Source organism: Variovorax sp. 01N425, assembly GCF_056399465.1.
This window is the reverse complement of the sequence record NZ_JBFTRJ010000014.1, coordinates 143,835-158,149: the sequence shown is the minus strand read 5'-3', so window position 1 is coordinate 158,149 and position 14,315 is coordinate 143,835. Positions and strand designations below refer to the sequence as shown.

The window sequence follows — 14,315 nt, the reverse complement described above, 5'->3', positions numbered from 1 at the left end:
CCCATCATTAGCTAACAAATGCTAACAATTAGAAACGATGGGTGCTTAAGTATTACTAAGTGCTTACCCTTGCCGGATCGGACTGCCGAAGCTGCCAGGCCGCGCAAATGGCCAGTGCGCAAAGCGCCGCCAGCATCAGGAACACCTCGTCGAAGGCCGCCAGCCGCGCCGGGCTGCTCGCGGCATTGGCCAGCGAATCGCCATGCGCCGCCAGCCGCCACTCGAGCACGATGGCGCACAGGCTCACGCCGGCCGCGCCGCCCAGCATGCGCAGGAAGTTGATCGCGCTGGCGCCCTGTGGAATCAGCGGCTTGGCCAGCGGCCGCATCGAGCCGAGGTTGAGCGAGGGCAGGATGAAGCCAAGCCCGATGCGCCCGATGATCGCAAAAGCCACCAGCAGCCAGAGCGCGCTGTCGAGCCGGAGCACCACCATCAGCGCGAACGAAGCCGCCAGCAGCACCAGGCCGATGCTCACCAGCATCCAGGTCGGCTGCCGGTCGGCCAGCCGGCCAACGCCCGCAATGGTCAGGGCCAGCACGATGCCTGCCGGCAGCAGGATGGTGCCCACGTGCGACGCGGACAATTGCAGCCCGACCTGCATGTACACCGGCAGCAGGTAGGTGGAGCCGAACAGCGCCGTGCCGTAGATGAAGGCGACCACGCTGCCCATGGCGAACTGGCGGTACTGGAAGAGCGCCAGGTTCATCAGCGGTTCGCCGCCGCCGGCCGCATGGCGGCGCTGCCACCAGACGAAGGCTGCAAAGGCCAGCGCCGCGGCTGCCAGCAGCAGGCCGGCCTGCAGCGGCGAATCGCCGCGCAACTCGACCAGGCCGTTCAGCAGGCAGAGCGTGCCCACGGTGCCTAATGCAAGGCCGCGCCAGTCGAGCCCGCTGCCGCGCGTGGCCGCCACGCCGCCGGGCGCCGTGGTGGGCACGAACCGGTAGGCCAGCCAGAGCGAGGCCAGGCAGAACGGCACCACCATGAAGAAGATCGAGCGCCAGCCGAACAGGTCGACCAGCACGCCGCCGATGCTGGGGCCGATGGCCGGCGCCAGCACCACGCCCATGCCGAAGATGCCGCTCGCGCGCCCCTGCTCATGCGGCTCGAAGGCGCGCAGGATGATGATGGCCGGAATCGGCTGCACCACGCCCGCCGCAAGCCCTTCGGCCACGCGCGCCAGCAGCACCAGCGAGAAGTTGTTGGCCAGCCCGCCCGCCACGCCGCCCGCGAGCAGCAGCACCATCGTGCCCGCGTAGGTGCGCCGGTAGCCGTAGCGCGACAGCAGCCAAGGCGTGGTCAGCATCGAGACCGTCATCGCCACCATGAAGCCCGAGCTCACCCACTGCGCGCGCTCCTGGCCCAGCGAGAAATGGTGGCTCATGCCCGGGATTGCGACGTTGACGATGGTCGAGGACATGATCGACGCCATCACGCCCACCATCACCGAAAGCAGCAGGTACCAGCGGTAGCGCGGGCCGTAGCGTTCGCGCAGGGTGCCGATGGAGGGCGGGGCCGGCGAAGCGGCTTCGGGCTTGGGAGTGGTGGTCATGGGCGCTGGCCCGGCTTTTTTATTTGATGCGGGTCCGTCGTCCTACAAGCATATCGGGCTTTGCGCGGCGGAGCCGGCACCTGCGCGTCACACAATGCACCGCTGTCCCGCGCTGCCTTTCCAGAACAACGACATGAATACGCCACCTGACCATGCCAGCGCTCCCGAACCGGGCGCGCCCTCCCACCTTGCCTCCGAACTCGCGGCGCCCACCGTGAGCCGCGCCTACCGCTGCCAGTGCGGCCGGCCTGTGTTCCTGCGCAACAGCCAGTGCCTGGCCTGCCGCACGCCGCTCGGCTACGTGATCGAGCGCCTGGGCGTGGTGCCGCTGGCGCCGGTCGAGGCCGAAGACAAGGCCGAGGGCGGCGCAGCCGACGGCGCCGAGCCTGAAGAACAAGAGCAACTCTTCACCGTGTTCGGCAATCCCGACGGCCGCACCTACCGCCGCTGCGCCAACCTCATGACCGCCGCCAGCTGCAACTGGATGGTGCCGGCCCCGCGCGAGGGCGACGACCCTTCGTTCAACACCGACGGCCTCGCGCCCGGCTACTGCCTGGCCTGCAGCGTCACCCGCACCATCCCCGATCTCTCGGTGGAGAGCAATGGCGAACTCTGGCGCAAGCTCGAGCATGCGAAGCGCCGGCTCATCTCGCAGCTGCTCGCGCTCGGGCTGCCGGTGGTCAGCCGCCATGCCGATCCGGTGCACGGCCTCGCCTTCGACTTCCTCGGCAACATGCCGGGCGGCCCGCATGTGATGACCGGGCATGAACAGGGCGTGATCACCCTCAACGCCGAAGAGGCCGAGGACGCGGTGCGCGAGCGCATCCGCGCCGAAATGCGCGAGCCCTACCGAACGCTGCTCGGGCATTTCCGCCACGAGGTCGGCCACTACTACTGGGACCTGCTGGTGCAGCCCACGCCGTGGCTCGACGGGTTCCGCACACTCTTCGGCGACGAGCGCGCCGACTACGCCGCGGCGCTCCAGCAGCACTACGAGCAGGGCCCGCCGCCCGACTGGGCCAACCGCTTCGTGAGCAGCTACGCGAGCATGCATCCCTGGGAAGACTGGGCCGAGACCTGGGCCCACTACCTGCACATGGCCGACACCGCCGACACGGCGATGAGCTTTGGCGTGGACGCCACCAACGTCGAGCTTGCGACCGACCTGTTCACCGCGGAAGACCTCTGGCAGCCCGAGCATCCCGGCGCCGCCAAGTTCCTGGACTTTCTCAACGGCTGGGTGCTGCTCACCAACGTGCTCAACGAACTTTCGCGCAGCATGGGCCAGCCCGACTACTACCCCTTCGTGCTGCCGCGCGTGGCTGTCGGCAAGCTGCAGTTCATCCACTGCGTGATCACGCAGCAGCGTGACCGCGGCATGTCCGCAGCCGCGTCGCCCGGCGTGCCGCTGCCGCCGGAGGCAAAAGCCCCCGCAGCTGCTTCCCAAGCGGCGCCCGCGCCAGTACCGCAGGCCCAGAACCAGCAGCAGGGCGCCGCTCAGTCCTGACGAGGCTCGGCCGCCGCTATCCCCGCGGCGCAGCGGGCGCACATGCAGGCCTTGCCGCGCGATGCCGGCGGCAGGGCCGCGACCGGCGCCTTGCCGAAGTCGGCCGCCATGCACCAGCAGGGCGGTTGCGGCTGGCCGGTTTCGCGCGCGGTTTCCATCGCGCAGCGGTTCTCCTCGCCGCACAGCGGACAGCGCGTGGTGTCGATGGTGGCGGTGGCCGTTTCCATCGCGTCAGGCGAGCTCGAAGGCCGGCAGCTTCCTGGGCACGGCCACGTTGCGCAGGGTGGCGTACACCGGCAGGCCGTTGCGGTAGGCGGGGTAGTCCTCGCCTTCGATCAGCGGCAGCAGGTAGCGCCTGCACTTGTCGGTGATGCCCCAGCCGTCGTCCGAGATGAAGTCGCGCGGCATCGGTTTTTCGACATTCGCCACCGCGTCGAGCGGCGCGCTGCCGATGCGGTAGGTGTAGGGCGCATCGGAGGTGCGTTCGATGGTCGGCATCACCGCGTTGCGGCCTTCGAGCGCGAGCTCGACCGCGCGCTGCCCCAGCTCGTAGGCCTGGCGCACGTCGGTGGCCGAGGCAATGTGCCGCGCCGCGCGCTGCAGGTAGTCGGCCACGGCCCAGTGGAACTTGTGGCCCAGCGCCTCCTTGACCATCTGCGCCACCACCGGCGCCGCGCCGCCCAGCTGCGCATGGCCGAAGGCGTCGCGCGTGCCCTGCTCGGCCAGGAAGGTTCCGTCAGGGTAGTGGCAGCCCTCGGACACCACCACCGAGCAGTAGCCGTGCTGCTTCACCAGTTCGTCGACGCGCGCGAGAAAGCGCGCCTTGTCGAACTCGATCTCGGGGAACAGCACCACCACCGGAATGCCATGGTCGGCCACGAGCCCGCCGGCCGCCGCGATCCAACCCGCATGGCGGCCCATCACCTCGAGCACGAACACCTTGGTGGAGGTGGCCGCCATCGAGCGCACGTCGAACGAGGCCTCCAGCGTCGACACCGCCACGTACTTGGCCACCGAGCCGAAGCCCGGGCAGCAGTCGGTCAGCGGCAGGTCGTTGTCGATGGTCTTGGGCACGTGGATCGCCTGCAGCGGATAGCCGAGCGACTGCGACAGCTGGCTCACCTTGAAGCAGGTGTCGGCCGAGTCGCCGCCGCCGTTGTAGAAGAAATAGCCGATGCCGTGCGCCTTGAACACCTCGATGAGCCGCTCGTATTCGCGCCGGTTCTTCTCGAGCGACTTGAGCTTGTAGCGGCACGAGCCGAAGGCGCCCGAGGGCGTGCTACGCAGCGCCGCAATCGCCTCGGCCGGCTCGGCGCCGGTGTCGATGAGTTCTTCGGTCAGCGCACCGATGATGCCGTTGCGCCCGGCGTAGACATTGCCGATGCGGTCCGGGTGTTTTCGTGCGGTCTCGATCACGCCACAGGCCGACGCATTGATGACCGAGGTGACGCCGCCCGACTGGGCGTAGAAGGCGTTGAGGATGGGCATGCGGCGATTCTCCCGCAGCCTCAGGCCGGGCGCCAGGGGTGCTGTTTCAGCGCCCGCCGAGGCCCATCGCCCGCGTGATCACCTCCTTCATGATCTCGTTCGTGCCGCCATAGATGCGCTGCACCCGCGCATCGGCATACGCGCGCGTGATCGGGTACTCCCACATGAAGCCGTAGCCGCCGTGCAGCTGCACGCAGGCGTCCATCACCTTGCACTGCAGGTCGGTGGTCCAGTACTTGGCCATGCTGGCGGTGGCGGTATCGAGCTTCTCGGCCATCAGCAGCTCGATGCACTTGTCGACGAACACCTGCGCCACCTGCACTTCGGTCTGCAGCTCGGCGAGCGTGTAGCGCGTGTTCTGGTAGCTGCCCACCGGCTGGCCGAACACCTTGCGCTCCTTCACATAAGTGACGGTCTGGTCGATGGCCGCCTGCGACGCAGCCACCGCGCTGATCGCGATCTGCAGCCGCTCCCAGGGCAGCTGCTCCATCAGGCAGACGAAGCCGCGGTTCAGCTGCGCGGCGTCGCCGAGCAATGCGTCGGCCGGCAGCCGCACGTCGTCGAAGAACAGCTCGGAGGTGTCCTGCGCCTTCAGCCCGAGTTTCTTGAGCCGCTTGCCTTTTTCGAAGCCCGGCATGCCGCGCTCGACCAGGAACAGGCTGGTGCCCTTGGCGCCCGCGGCCGGGTCGGTCTTGGCGACCACGATCACGAGGTCGGCATGCCAGCCGTTGGTGATGAAGGTCTTGCTGCCATTGAGCAGGTAGCTGCCGTCGGGCTGGCGGATGGCGCTGGTCTTGACCGCCTGCAGGTCGCTGCCCGCGCCGGGCTCGCTCATCGCGATGGCGCCGACCATCTCGCCGCTCGCGAGCCTGGGCAGGTAGTGCTGCTTCTGCGCCTCGGTGCCGTAGCGCAGGACGTACGGCGCCACGATCTCGCTGTGCAGCCCGAAGCCGATGCCCGTGAAGCCTCGCGCCCAGAGTTCCTCGAACTGGATCACCGAATAGAGCAGGTCGGCGCCCGCACCGCCGTAGGCCTCGGGCAGCGCCATGCAGAGAAAGCCGTTCTCGCCGGCCTTGGACCACACGGCACGGTCCACGTAGCCCTGTTCTTCCCACGCCTCGTGGAAGGGCGCGATCTCCTTGTCCATGAAGCGGCGGAAGCTGTCGCGGAAGGCCTCGTGGTCGGCGCTGAAAAGCGTGCGTTCGATCATGGCTCAGCGCCCGGGGAAGCTTGGCGGACGCTTCTGCAGGAAGGCGCTCACGCCTTCGCGGAAGGTGGGGCGGTCGATCAGCTCGCGCTGGCGCTCGCTTTCGTAGTGCAGTTGCTCGGCCAGCGTGTGGCGCTCGGCGGCCTCGAAGGCTTCGCGCGCCTCGGCCACCGCATGCGCCGGCAGACGGGCGAGCCGCTGTGCGATGGCGCGTGCTTCGTCGAGCAGCTGTTCGTCGTCCGCGCAGGCCCAGATCAGGCCCCATTGCACCGCCTGCTCGGCGCCCAGGCGCTCGTCGAGCAGCGCCATGCCCATCGCGCGTGCCCGGCCGGTGCGCCGCGGAATGGCCCAGGTGCAGCCCAGGTCCGGCACGATGCCGAGCTTGGGCAGGAAGGGCAGGTAGAAATAGGCGCTGCGCGCCGCAACCGTCACGTCGGCCGCCAGCGCCAGGCCCACGCCGGCGCCCGCAGCGGCGCCGTTGACGGCTGCCACCACCGGCACGGGCAGCGTGCGCAGCGTCTCGATCAGCGGGTTGCTGAGCGATTGCATCCACTCCGCAGTCTGCGCGCCGAGCGACTTGCCTTCGCCGCCTGGCGCCATCGCGCTCAAATCGGCGCCCACGCAGAAGGCCTTGCCGGCGCCGGTCAGGATCACGGCGCGCACCGCGCGGTCGTCGCGGATGCGCTCCAGCGTGTCGCGCAGTTCGACCTGCAGTTCGCGCGCAATCGGGTTCAGCTTGGCCGGCAGGTTCAGCGTGAGCGTGGCGACGCCGTCGGCCAGCGCGTAGAGCACATAGGGCTGCGGTGCGTTCATCAGAGCCTCTCCACGATGGTGACGTTGGCCATGCCGCCGCCTTCGCACATCGTCTGCAGCCCGTAGCGCTTGCCGCGCCGGCCGAGCGCGTGGACCAGCGTGGTCATGAGCTTGGTGCCCGAGGCGCCCAGCGGATGGCCGAGCGCGATGGCGCCGCCGTTCACGTTGAGCCGCGCGGGGTCGGCATCCAATGCCTCCAGCCAGGCGATGGGCACGGGCGCGAAGGCTTCATTCACTTCATAGAGATCGATGTCCTGGATGCGCATGCCGGCCTTCTTGAGCGCACGCAGCGTGGCGGGCAGCGGGGCCTCCAGCATGATCACCGGGTCGTGCCCCATCACGCTCATGTGGTGGATGCGCGCGATCGGCTTCACGCCCAGGGCCTTGAGGCCGCGTTCGTTCACCACCAGCACGCCGCTCGCGCCGTCGCAGATCTGGCTCGCGGTGGCGGCGGTGCAGCGTCCGCCCTCGGCAATCAGCTTGACGCCCGCAATGCCTTCGAGCGTGGCATCGAAGCGGATGCCTTCGTCCACCATGTGCCGCTCGCCCGTGCCGCTGCCGTCGGCTTGCAGGATCTCGATGGGCACGATCTCGCCTTCGAACGCGCCCGACCGCGTCGCGGCCATGGCGCGGCGGTGGCTTTCGAGCGCGTAGCGGTCGAGCGCATCCTTGTCGATGCCGTAGTTCTTCGCGATCATCTCGGCGCCGGTGAACTGGCTGAACTCCACGCCGGGGTAGCGCCTTTTCATGGCCGGGCTCATGTAGGTGCCCAGGCCCGCCTTGGCCGGCAGCGCATTGGGCGTGAACATCGGCACGCGCGTCATGCTTTCGACGCCGCCCGCAATCACCGCGTCCATGGCGCCCGACATCACGGCCTGCGCCGCAAAGTGCAGCGCCTGCTGCGACGAGCCGCACTGCCGGTCGACCGAGGTGCCCGGCACCGACTCGGGCAGCCTCGAGGCCAGCACCGCGTTGCGCGCGACGTTGGTCGCCTGCTCGCCCACCTGGCTCACGCAGCCGAGGATCACGTCTTCCACCGCGGCCGGATCGATGCCGCTCCTTGCCACCAGTGCGTCGATCACCTGCGCCGCCAGGTCGGCCGGATGCCAGCCCGCGAGCTTGCCGCCGCGCCGCCCGCCGGCCGTGCGCGCGGCGGCCACGATGTATGCCTCTGCCATGGTCATGTCCCTCCAGAAAAGAAATCAGCGTGACCCGCGCGGCGCCCAACGCAAAAAAGCCGCCCGTCACGGCGGCGGCGTTCGGTGCTTAGAAGGTCCATGGCATCGAGGGTCGATGCCGGGGCGACTCAGGTCAAGCCGGGGACAACCCGAGCGGCAGCAGTCGCCAAGGCGACCGGCGCCGCGTCGGCAGCGGCATGGCCGCGGGCTGCGCGTCCGACACCGTGATGCACGAGGCTTCGAGCGCCGACACCAGCACGCGCCGGTGCTCGCTGCCTTCGAAGCGCTCGCCCGGCGCAAGCACGATGTCGCGCGGATCGCGGTCGAGCGTCACCCAGACCGAGCCGCTGCGGCATTCGATGCCCACGCCGGCGCCATCGGGCACCGAGAAGATGGAACGGGTCGGCAGGCTGACCTGGAAGCGGGAAGAAGAAAGAGGCTGGGTGCTCATGGCAAGCTCCATTGCATTCGTGATACGAATGAATATAGTGAACCGGCCTTCCTCTTGCACACGGTAATTCGGAATTCGTTGCATGCTTCCAGAGAATGCGAAAGCCTTTGGCGCCGCCTCCGGCGAACTGCCGCCGCTCGAACTGCTGCGCAGCTTCGAGGCCGCGGCGCGCCGGCTGAGCTTCACGCTCGCGGCCGGCGAGCTGCACCTGACCCAGTCGGCCGTGAGCCGCCAGATCCAGCAGCTCGAAGCCAGCCTGGGCGTGCTGCTGTTCGAGCGCCGGCACCGCGCGCTGGCGCTCACCGAAGCCGGCGGCGTGATGCAGCGGGCCGTGACCGACAGCCTGGAGCGGCTGCGCGACGCCACCGCGCGGGTGCGTGCCAGTTCCGCGCCGCGCCAGGTGGCGATCACCACCACGCCGGGTTTTGCGTCGCTCTGGCTCATTCCGAAGCTCGCGCGCTTCACCGGCAGCCATCCGCAGGTCGACGTGCGCGTGTCGGCCACGCTCGACGTGCTCGACCTGGAGAGCAGCCGCCTCGACCTGGCGGTGCGCTTCATGCCGATCGGCCGCGGCATCGGCCCGGCGCTGTTCGAGGAATCGGTGATCCCGCTGTGTTCGCCGCAGCTTGCCGCCTCGCTGCGCACGCCGGCGGACTTTTCGAAGCTCACCCTGCTCACCGTCGAATATCCGGACCACAGCGAAGCGCCCACCGCCGATTGGGAGCCCTGGCTCAAGGTGATGGGGCTCGACGACCTGCGCATGAAGAGCACGCTGCGCTTCACCCAGTACGCCGATGCGGTGGCCGCCGCCGTGGCCGGGCAGGGCGTGGTGATCGGCCGGCTGCCGCTGCTGCGCGAACTGGTGCAGGACGGCCGCCTGGTGGCGCCGCTCGGCGAGGGCGCGGCTTCGCACCGCGGCTACTTCATCGAGGCCTCGCGCCGCGCCGCGGGCAACCGCGATGCGCAGGAGTTCGCAGAGTGGCTGCGCGACGAAGCCGAGGCGGCGCAGCGGAGCTGAAGCATTTGTGCGGAAGCTCCGCGCGCATCCGGTTCGGTGCGATGCGTGGGCTTTGCGCCACAGCCGCAGGTGCCGCGCTTGCACACAGCGCGCGTGCTCGCCAGAATCCGCCCTTCGTTTTTCAGCAACAGTTTTTCATCCGCGCCTGGCGACGACCAACCTCCCGGGCGGCAACACATTCAATGAACCGTTTCCTGAACACCTGACCTGCACACCGACCGCCCCGGCCGCATGTGCATCCACGCATCCGCCGAGGCCCATCGACAAAGGCCCCGCGCAGCCATTCGCCGGGGCTTTCCTGTTTCTGGAGTGTGCGCACATGAGTGCTCAACGAAAGGCCCGCGACGACGACAAGCGTCTGGGCCGGTTCTATTTTTCGGTGCCGAATGCGGCACCTCGCAACCCCGTGGTGGCCGCGATCGCGCGCGGCGAATCCAATCAGAAGGCGGGCCGCCACCTGCGCACGCACCGTGCGGAACGGCGCGCGCAGAAGGTCGCGTTGCAGAAGGCTGCGCGCAGCCTCGGGGGGGAGGGCTGACGATGCGCGAAGACATGGACAAGCTCATCGTCGAACGGCCACGGCGCGGGGGTGGCGTGCAGGGCGACGGGCGCGCATTTCGAAACAGCAGGGAGCGCGGCTCGCATCTCGGCATGAAGCGTGGCTACGACCACCCGAAGGGGCTCAACGAGAACCTCCAGCCGCTCAGGCGCTGGCTGCACAAGCAGGTGCACCGGCCGTGGGACAAGGTGTGGAGCGAGCTCTGCCAGGGCATCGACCGGCGCAGCACGGTGCAGGCGCACATCTTCCTGCACATCGACGACTTCGTCGTGCGCGATGCGGTGATGCACGGCGGCGAGGTCCTGGTGCGTTCGCGGTGGTGGGCGGGCAGCGACCGCGTGCCGCTGCGCGAGGCGCCCCACGTCGAACTCTTCGTGCATCCGGGCACCGGCATCCTGTTGCCCAACCGGTATCGGCGCGGCTCGGCGCAGCGCCGCAAGGCCGAACGCGAGGCGAAGGTGGCGGCGGCGGCGCAAGGGGTGGTGAAGCCCTACGCGCCCTGCCATGTGATCGACGCCGTCACGCAGTGGCATCGCATCGACGGCTGCTGGTGGGAGGTGACGCTCGCGCGTGTGCCCGAGGTGCGCCGGCTGGAGCCCGCGCCGCGCTGCTACGACGTGCTGCGGCGCTGCCTGGTCACGCGCCGCGGCTGCGAGCCGCCCGCCTTCGGCACCACCGACACCATGGCGATGTACGGCCGGCCCAACGTGTATGCGGAGTGCATGCGCAAGCTCGGCCGCGCGGAGGTGCGCTCGCGGCTGGGCGAGCGCGGTTGAGCGAGCGTCTGCGCGATGCCGCTCAGGGCTGCGCGGAGGCGAGGCCCGCTTTTTCGTGCGCGCGCGGCAGCAACAGGAACGCCAGGGTGCCCACCGCCAGCATGGCCGTGATCGTGAGGAACACCGCGCGAAACGGCTCCACGCCGTTCGACGCGGCCCACGACGCGGCCACGCCCGTGGTCCACTGCATCAGCGACACGCCGAGGAACATCGCCATGTTGAGCAGCGACAGCGCGCGCCCCGTCATGGCCGCCGGATAGGCGGCGCGCGTGTACGAATACTGCAGCACCGAGTAGCCCGAGAGCAGGCCATAGAGGATCGGCAGGCCGATGTCGACGGCGAGCGAATGCGTGAGCGCCATGAACGCGAAGATCACCGCGGCCGCGAACGCGCAGCCCATGAGCCAGCGGCCGCGCCGCCTGCCGCCCGGGTCGAGGCGGCCGAACATGGCGGGGCTGATCATGCCGGCGATGGTCATCACCAGCGCCACGTTGCCGCTGCTGACCAGCGACAGCCCATGGCGGTCGTGCAGCACGGGGCCGAGCCAAAGGCCGCGCAGGGTGATGAAGGCCGCATACGACATGCAGGCAAAGCACAGCAGGCCCAGCGTGTGCGGCATGGCAAAGAGCGGGAGCAGTTCGCGCACGGCCTTGCGCAGCGACTGGCGTTCGGCCGGCGCGGTCTCCGCGCTCGTGCGGTCCTCCGCGCGCACGGGGTCGCGCACGCGCCAGAAGATGAGGATCCACGAAAGCACGGCGGACGCAGCCAGCACCGCATAGCCGGCGCGCCATGACGCGGCTTCGATCAGCAGTGCCAGCGGCGTGCCGGTGAACAGGATGCCCAGGCCCGCGAGGCTCATCACCAGCCCCGACATCGCGGTGAAGCGCGAGGCATCGAAATGCCGTGCGATGAACACCGTGCAGGCCAGGAAGGCCGGCGCGCAGCCGACACCGATCAGCGCCTGCCCCAGCAGCAGCGCATGGAAGCTCGATGCCACTGCGCAAAGTACGGCACCCGCGACGGCCAGCGGAAAGGCGGCAAGCACCGTGCGGCGCACGCCGAACGTGTCGATCGACACGCCCATCGCGAGCTGCATGATGCCGAACATGAAGTGGAAGGTGCCTGCCCAGGTGCCGATCTGCTGGGGCGAGAGGCCGAAGTGGCCGCTGAGCGGCGTGGCCATCATGGCGCCGACGGTGCGGAAGGCCTGGCTCAGGGCGAAGGCCGAGGCGAGGGCGATCAACATCGCGGTGGTCGAGGTGGACCAGCGGGAGAAACGGGAGAGGCGTGAGCTGGGGCGCTCCGCGGGCTTGGATGCCGCGTTCGGGTTCATGGGGCGAGAGGCCAGGAAGGAGGGGCGACCTGGATGCTAATTGATCGCCGGGCACGCAGGGTCGCAGTGGCGACGCCTCGTAGCAACCGATTTCCGAGACGGCGCCTCGGAAATTGACAACGACTTCGGCATTGCGACGCTCGAAATGCACCTAAGAAAAAAGGCCGGACCGGACGCATAAAAACAAGAACGGCACCCGAAGGTGCCGTTGGTTGACTCAGGAAAGAGGCCGAAGATCAGGCCTCGCCCTTCACCTTCAGCCGCCACGCATGCAGCAGCGGCTCGGTATAGCCGCTCGGCTGCTCGATGCCCTTGAACACCAGGTCCTGCGCGGCCTTGTACGCGGCCGAGGTGTCGAAGTGGCCGGCCATCGGCTGGTACACCGGGTCGCCGGCGTTCTGCTCGTCGACCACCTTGGCCATGCGCTGGAAGGTCTCGTCGACTTGCGCCTTGGTCACCACGCCGTGCAGCAGCCAGTTGGCGATGTGCTGGCTCGAGATGCGCAGCGTGGCGCGGTCTTCCATCAGGCCCACGTTGTGGATGTCGGGCACCTTGGAGCAGCCCACGCCCTGGTCGATCCAGCGCACCACGTAGCCGAGGATGCCCTGCACGTTGTTGTCGATCTCCTGCTGCTTCTCGGCCTCGGTCCAGTTGGCCGCGGGCGCGATCGGCACCTGCAGCAGCGCATTGAGGATGTTGTCGCGCTCCGCGTCGGCGTCGATCTTCTCGAGCTCCTGCTGCACGGCCGTGACGCTGACCTGGTGGTAGTGCAGCGCATGCAGCGTGGCGGCGGTGGGCGAGGGCACCCAGGCGGTGTTGGCGCCGGCCTTGGGGTGCGCGATCTTCTGCTCGAGCATGGCGGCCATCAGGTCGGGCATGGCCCACATGCCCTTGCCGATCTGCGCCTTGCCGCGCAGGCCGCACGAGAGGCCGACCAGCACGTTGTTCTTCTCGTAGGCGCTGATCCACGCGCTGGACTTCATGTCGCCCTTGCGGATCATCGGGCCGCCGTGCATGGCGGTGTGCATCTCGTCGCCGGTGCGGTCGAGAAAACCGGTGTTGATGAAGGCCACGCGCGCGGCGGCCTCGGCGATGCAGGCCTTGAGGTTCACGCTGGTGCGGCGCTCCTCGTCCATGATGCCGAGCTTCACGGTGTTGGCGGGCAGGCCGAGCAGCTGCTCGACGCGGCCGAACAGCTCGCTTGCAAAGGCCACTTCGGCCGGGCCGTGCATCTTGGGCTTGACGATGTAGATGCTGCCGGTGCGCGAGTTGCCCTTGCGCTTCAGGTCGATCATCGCAATGATGGTGGTCACCACGGCATCGAGGATGCCTTCGGGAATTTCCTTGCCGCCCGCATACAGCACGGCCGGGTTGGTCATCAGGTGGCCCACGTTGCGCAGGAACATCAGCGAGCGGCCGTGCAGCTTCACGGGGCGGCCGTCGGCGCCGGTGTATTCGCGGTCGGGGTTGAGGCCGCGCGTGAAGGTCTTGCCGCCCTTGGCGACTTCTTCGGTGAGCGTGCCCTGCACGATGCCGAGCCAGTTCGAATAGGCGACCACCTTGTCGGCCGCATCGACCACGGCCACCGAGTCTTCCAGATCGAGGATGGTCGAGAGCGCGGCTTCGAGCACCAGGTCGCTCACGCCGGCCGCGTCGCCCTTGCCGATCGGCGTGCTGCGGTCGATGCGGATGTCCAGGTGGATGCCGTTGTGCTTGAGCAGCACCGACGACGGCGCGGCCGCATCGCCCTGGTAGCCGACGAACTGCGCGGGATCGGCCAGGCCGGTGCTGCTGCTTTGCAGCGCGACCACGAGCTTGCCGTCCTTCACGCTGTAGCCGGTCGCCATCTTGTGGGAACCGTTTTCGAGCGGCGCGGCCTGGTCGAGCACCTTGCGCGCGAATTCGATGACCTTGGCGCCGCGCACGGGGTTGTAGCCCTTGCCCTTTTCGGCACCGCCGGTTTCGGGAATGGCATCGGTGCCGTAGAGCGCGTCGTACAGCGAACCCCAGCGCGCGTTGGCGGCGTTGAGCGCGTAGCGTGCGTTGAGGATCGGCACTACCAATTGCGGGCCGGCCTGCAGCGCGAGCTCGGAATCGACGTTCGCGGTGGTGGCCTTCGCGCCCTTGGGCTGCGGCAGCAGGTAGCCGATCTTCTCGAGGAAGGCGCGGTAGGCCGGCATGTCGGCGATGGGGCCGGGGTTCTTCTTGTGCCAGGCGTCGAGCTCGGCCTGCAAGCGGTCGCGTTCGGCCAAGAGCGCGATGTTCTTCGGCGCGAGGTCATGGACGATGGCGTCGAAGCCTTTCCAGAAAACATCGCTGGCCACGCCGCTGGCGGGCAGGACCTTGTCTTCGATGAAGCGGTGAAGCTCGGTCGCAACCTGGAGGCCGTGGGTGGTGGTGCGGGCGGTCATGTTTTTTCTCTCCTTGAGAACGGTG

The 14,315-nt window shown here is 68.7% G+C and carries 13 protein-coding genes; 4 read left to right on the top strand and 9 right to left on the bottom strand.

All coding sequences use genetic code 11. The features are described 5' to 3' along the window. Window positions 1-55: 55 nt before the first annotated feature. Window positions 56-1,549 (bottom strand): DHA2 family efflux MFS transporter permease subunit, encoded by a 1,494-nt coding sequence (locus tag AC1DSC_RS24195; protein WP_012745600.1) that lies wholly within the window; start codon window positions 1,547-1,549, stop codon window positions 56-58. 133 nt (window positions 1,550-1,682) lie between these two features. Here AC1DSC_RS24195 and AC1DSC_RS24190 point away from each other — a divergent pair, with 133 nt between their 5' ends. Beyond that, window positions 1,683-3,056, top strand: a complete 1,374-nt coding sequence (locus AC1DSC_RS24190) for a zinc-binding metallopeptidase family protein (protein WP_436034964.1) — start codon at window positions 1,683-1,685, stop codon at window positions 3,054-3,056. Here the strand turns inward: AC1DSC_RS24190 and AC1DSC_RS24185 are convergent. The 6 genes from AC1DSC_RS24185 to AC1DSC_RS24160 form a co-directional block, all read right to left on the bottom strand. Continuing rightward, window positions 3,047-3,283 carry a cysteine-rich CWC family protein gene (locus AC1DSC_RS24185; RefSeq protein WP_436034965.1) on the bottom strand — a complete coding sequence of 79 codons (237 nt, stop codon included), beginning with the start codon at window positions 3,281-3,283 and terminating at the stop codon, window positions 3,047-3,049. The genes AC1DSC_RS24190 and AC1DSC_RS24185 overlap by 10 nt on opposite strands. Before the next feature lie 4 nt (window positions 3,284-3,287). Next, window positions 3,288-4,544: a 6-phosphofructokinase gene (locus tag AC1DSC_RS24180; RefSeq protein ID WP_062363752.1), complete on the bottom strand. Its 1,257-nt coding sequence runs from the start codon at window positions 4,542-4,544 to the stop codon at window positions 3,288-3,290. Window positions 4,545-4,590: 46 nt separating this feature from the next. Next, window positions 4,591-5,754: an acyl-CoA dehydrogenase family protein gene (locus AC1DSC_RS24175; protein ID WP_436034966.1), complete on the bottom strand. Its 1,164-nt coding sequence runs from the start codon at window positions 5,752-5,754 to the stop codon at window positions 4,591-4,593. 3 nt (window positions 5,755-5,757) lie between these two features. Then, a complete protein-coding gene (locus tag AC1DSC_RS24170; RefSeq protein ID WP_018903999.1) occupies window positions 5,758-6,564 on the bottom strand; it encodes an enoyl-CoA hydratase-related protein in 807 nt (268 codons plus the stop codon). After that, on the bottom strand, window positions 6,564-7,742 hold the full coding sequence (locus AC1DSC_RS24165) for an acetyl-CoA C-acetyltransferase (RefSeq protein WP_026283920.1): 1,179 nt from the start codon (window positions 7,740-7,742) through the stop codon (window positions 6,564-6,566). The genes AC1DSC_RS24170 and AC1DSC_RS24165 overlap by 1 nt, the downstream gene beginning before the upstream one ends. Before the next feature lie 133 nt (window positions 7,743-7,875). Next, window positions 7,876-8,193 (bottom strand): DUF2917 domain-containing protein, encoded by a 318-nt coding sequence (locus AC1DSC_RS24160; protein WP_026283921.1) that lies wholly within the window; start codon window positions 8,191-8,193, stop codon window positions 7,876-7,878. A gap of 82 nt (window positions 8,194-8,275) precedes the next feature. On the opposite strand from AC1DSC_RS24160, the gene AC1DSC_RS24155 reads away from it, so the two are divergent. From AC1DSC_RS24155 to AC1DSC_RS24145, 3 genes are all read left to right on the top strand, one after another. Then, a complete protein-coding gene (locus AC1DSC_RS24155) occupies window positions 8,276-9,211 on the top strand; it encodes a LysR substrate-binding domain-containing protein (protein WP_369664091.1) in 936 nt (311 codons plus the stop codon). Window positions 9,212-9,530: 319 nt separating this feature from the next. Then, entirely contained in the window at window positions 9,531-9,749 is a 219-nt protein-coding gene (locus AC1DSC_RS24150) for a hypothetical protein (protein WP_436034967.1), read from the top strand. Between the two features lie 2 nt (window positions 9,750-9,751). After that, a complete protein-coding gene (locus tag AC1DSC_RS24145) occupies window positions 9,752-10,546 on the top strand; it encodes a hypothetical protein (protein ID WP_436034968.1) in 795 nt (264 codons plus the stop codon). A 22-nt stretch (window positions 10,547-10,568) separates the two neighbouring features. On the opposite strand, the gene AC1DSC_RS24140 is transcribed toward AC1DSC_RS24145, so the two are convergent. Further along, on the bottom strand, window positions 10,569-11,879 hold the full coding sequence (locus AC1DSC_RS24140) for an MFS transporter (protein WP_436034969.1): 1,311 nt from the start codon (window positions 11,877-11,879) through the stop codon (window positions 10,569-10,571). A 236-nt stretch (window positions 11,880-12,115) separates the two neighbouring features. Beyond that, window positions 12,116-14,290, bottom strand: coding sequence for a malate synthase G (locus AC1DSC_RS24135; protein WP_436034970.1), 2,175 nt, complete (start codon window positions 14,288-14,290; stop codon window positions 12,116-12,118). Window positions 14,291-14,315 lie beyond the last annotated feature (25 nt).